This window comes from Eubacterium sp. MSJ-13, assembly GCF_018918235.1.
Classification (GTDB): domain Bacteria; phylum Bacillota; class Clostridia; order Lachnospirales; family Lachnospiraceae; genus Butyribacter.
Genome location: NZ_JAHLQE010000108.1, coordinates 1 through 3,446, shown reverse-complemented (window position 1 = coordinate 3,446; position 3,446 = coordinate 1). Strand labels below are relative to the sequence as shown.

4 protein-coding genes are annotated in these 3,446 nt (G+C 32.0%); all 4 read right to left on the bottom strand.

All coding sequences use genetic code 11. From position 1 onward, the window contains the following. Position 1 precedes the first annotated feature (1 nt). Genes KQI69_RS07095 through KQI69_RS07080 form a run of 4 tightly spaced genes read right to left on the bottom strand, consistent with a single transcriptional unit; the run spans position 2 to position 3,130 of the window. Positions 2 to 550 (bottom strand): polysaccharide pyruvyl transferase family protein, encoded by a 549-nt coding sequence (locus KQI69_RS07095; protein ID WP_216564647.1) that lies wholly within the window; start codon positions 548 to 550, stop codon positions 2 to 4. After that, positions 547 to 1,590 carry an NAD(P)-dependent oxidoreductase gene (locus tag KQI69_RS07090; protein ID WP_253289047.1) on the bottom strand — a complete coding sequence of 348 codons (1,044 nt, stop codon included), beginning with the start codon at positions 1,588 to 1,590 and terminating at the stop codon, positions 547 to 549. The genes KQI69_RS07095 and KQI69_RS07090 overlap by 4 nt, the downstream gene beginning before the upstream one ends. Beyond that, on the bottom strand, positions 1,577 to 2,302 hold the full coding sequence (locus KQI69_RS07085; RefSeq protein ID WP_216564646.1) for a 2-C-methyl-D-erythritol 4-phosphate cytidylyltransferase: 726 nt from the start codon (positions 2,300 to 2,302) through the stop codon (positions 1,577 to 1,579). The genes KQI69_RS07090 and KQI69_RS07085 overlap by 14 nt, the downstream gene beginning before the upstream one ends. An 18-nt stretch (positions 2,303 to 2,320) precedes the next feature. Further along, positions 2,321 to 3,130: a phosphorylcholine transferase LicD gene (locus tag KQI69_RS07080; protein ID WP_216564645.1), complete on the bottom strand. Its 810-nt coding sequence runs from the start codon at positions 3,128 to 3,130 to the stop codon at positions 2,321 to 2,323. Positions 3,131 to 3,446: the final 316 nt, after the last annotated feature.

Here is a 3,446-nt window from a genome sequence, read left to right as displayed (position 1 = left end):
TCTAATTATGGCATAATATTTGTTGATATGCTATCCGCATGGATATTTTGCGCTTACCATCATTCATCTCACCATTTGCCATACTTGGAGCATATGCAATTTTCTTCATATTTTGCATAGAATCAAGTGCCAAAAAAAAGCTTTTATCAAAATGTCCTCCCGAAAAACCTGGCGACCAAATAACATCACTTTCACAAATAACACAATCATAGTTCAATTTAGCTTCGTTTAATGTAGCTTGTGTATATTTATTCTGAGATTTACATATATTTGCTTTAATAAATTTTTCAAATTTATTAAAGCGTCTTTTATATATACTATAATTTTTCAAATAATATATTAATGACCTCAGATGCTTTCCTAATAAAGCTTGTCTAAATGGATACTTTAAATCTTGTCCTTCAAGTATTGGCATTGTGTAATCAATTATCTCTGTATATTCAACATAATCTAAATTTTTTAAATACTTTTGAAATGCCCAACTGTGCAGCATAGCACCATAATTAAAATCTGGTGCATTTATATTAAGACTTATTGTACCTATTCTCATATAGCATTTTCCCTCATATCATCAATAAGATTATTGAACATTTCCTCCAATCCAACCTTAGGTTTCCATCCTAAAGATTTTAATTTTGATGTATCAAGATTCATTCTTAAAGTAGGTGCATATCCAAAATTGCTTGTATCTGCAATCTCAATTTTAACATCAATTTCTCCTTTTGCACACCTTTTCGCAACCATCTGTGCCATTTCATAAATCGAACAATATGTTGACTCATTCGCCGCATTATATACTTGACCATTTTTTCCTTTTATCATAACAGTCAAAATTGCATTTACCGCATCCTGAGTATATAAATAATTACGTTTTGTTTCTCCATTTGTATGAAGAATAATATTTTTCTTTTCTATAACACATCTAGCAAACTCCGCAAATACTCTTCCATCATTGTAAGCAACACCTGGACCAAATGTTTGCGTCAATCGAATCACATTGACAGGAACTCCATATTCCTTCATATAAGATACGCATAAATTTTCACACATTCGCTTACTTTCCGGATAACTAGACCTTACCGACATCGTATCAATATTAGTTCCATGTGATTCATCAATTTTCTCATCTGTATACGGTGTCCCATACACTTCCATTGTAGAAAGATAGACAAATTTCTTAATTTCTTTTTTTCTGGCTAATTCCAACATATTTAATGTTCCATTTATCGCCGTGCTAATTGTAGCTAATGGCTGTTCAACGAATCCTTTACTCGATGTCTGGCTAGCCGTATGTACAATATAATCTATTTCACCTGGTATAAAAATTGGATCAATAATGTTTCCTGTAATACATCTGATATTTCCATAATCATCTCCGAATACTTTTTGTGCTTTATCAGGATTTCTTACTAATGCAATTATATGAATTGGCTCTGAAAGCAACTCATTTTCTCTCATCAGTGTTTTAATCAAATTTACTCCAATCAATCCTGTTGCACCTGTAACTAATACCTTTTTTCCAATCAATTGCCGAAAATCAAACCAATCATTTAATTCACTATTGCACATTTTTATTTTACTCCAATCCATATATTTGGGCATCTTCCTTAGCCTGCAGAATTGCTCTTAATGTATAAAAGTCATCCGGTGTTGTAATTTTAATATTTTCATAAGGACCATCAGTCATATGTAAGTCAAATCCATAGTGGTTCATCATAGTGCATGAATCGATAAAATCTGTTCTATTTTCAGCCAATGCCCTTTTATGTGCCTCTAATATATCACTCAACCAAAAACATTGAGGTGCTTTTGCAACTCTAGAATGAGCTCTATCTGGAACCATTTCTATTTTTCCATCATCTTTAATTTCAACAATGGTCTCTTTTACAATTCCACTTGTTATTGAACTTCCATATTTTTTAACTGCCTCAATATTATTTGTCAGCAATTCTGATGAAATAAGTGGTCTAACACCATCATGAATTAAGACTATTGCAGGCTTATTAGCCGCAATCTCTTTTGCTGCACATAATCCATTATAAATAGAAAGTTGCCCACTAATCCCTCCAGGAACTACCTTCTTTACTTTATTTAATCTATACTTATAAACCAAATTATTAAAGTGCTCTATCCATTTTTCTACGCATACAACTACAATAGCTTCAATCTGTTCATTTTTTTCAAAATGCTCTATTGTATGAACTATAATGGGTTTGTTATAAATTTCAAGGAACTGCTTTGGTATATCCTTGCTATGCATCCTTGACCCAACGCCACCTGCAAATATTACTCCAATATTCATTTTCTCACCTTCCTATGACTAATCCATATATACTTCTATATCATGTGGTGCAATGCGTTCTCTCTCTGGAGGTAGTTCCATATAATTACCATACATTTGTTTCAAATACTTATCATATCCTATTGGACATTTATACATCTTTCCTTCAAACGGAAGTTCAACAGTTTGTGCAAAAGCTTCATATTCAATAATTTCATTTTCATTTCTAAGTCCATATGTACTCACAATATATCCTGTGTTTCCAAATTTCTCAGCATACAGCCTTTTTTCCACTCTATTAAGACTTTTTTCCCGATTAAGCATTTTTAATAACCAATACCAAAGATAGTGTTCAATCTTTCTGAAATATGAAATCCCAATTGGAAATGATACTGAACCAGCAATCCTACTTCCCCATTTATTAACATACCGTAACTCCCTTAGTGCTTTATTATGATTCTTTGAAATTGTATCCAATGGAAAAATATCAAGAAAAATTCCCATGTCATCTATTCTGTCTTCCCGTGCTAATTCAATCAATTTCGTTTTTGTATCAACGACTTTGATAAACGGATAATAATAATCGTTTTCATTAGTTACTCTTAATAATCGATACCTTTCATCTGGCTTTTTTTCTACAATGCTAATCAGTTTATTGTAATCCGGCCGCGGCATTGAAATATCTATATCATTATCCCATGGAATAAATCCTTGATGCCTTATTGCACCAAGCAATGTTCCTCCAGCAAGAAAATATCTCAATTCATTTTCTTCGCATATATTTGCAACATAATCTAATATACCTTGTTCCATTCTTTGAATATCTTGTATTGTTTTTATTTTTTCCATTCATTAACCTCCAGTACATTATCTCAATTTTATCTCTAAATAATTTTCTATCAGTTTACTATCAGAAATGTTTTTAATAAAGATAAAACATCTAACAGCAGTAATACTCCCTTTTTATTATTAATCTCCCTTTTATTTTCTTTTTATCTTTCATCTGACTCTCTCCTATCAAAAGTCTTAGTTTCAGACATTTGCTAAACTACACTTGATTTGTGATCTTAATCTTTAAAACCACTTTTTCTCAACAACCAAAAAAATCCCGTGCTTCGCCATCCACGCCCTGCCATCTTTCCGGCAGTCCGCAGTTTTTTGCTTC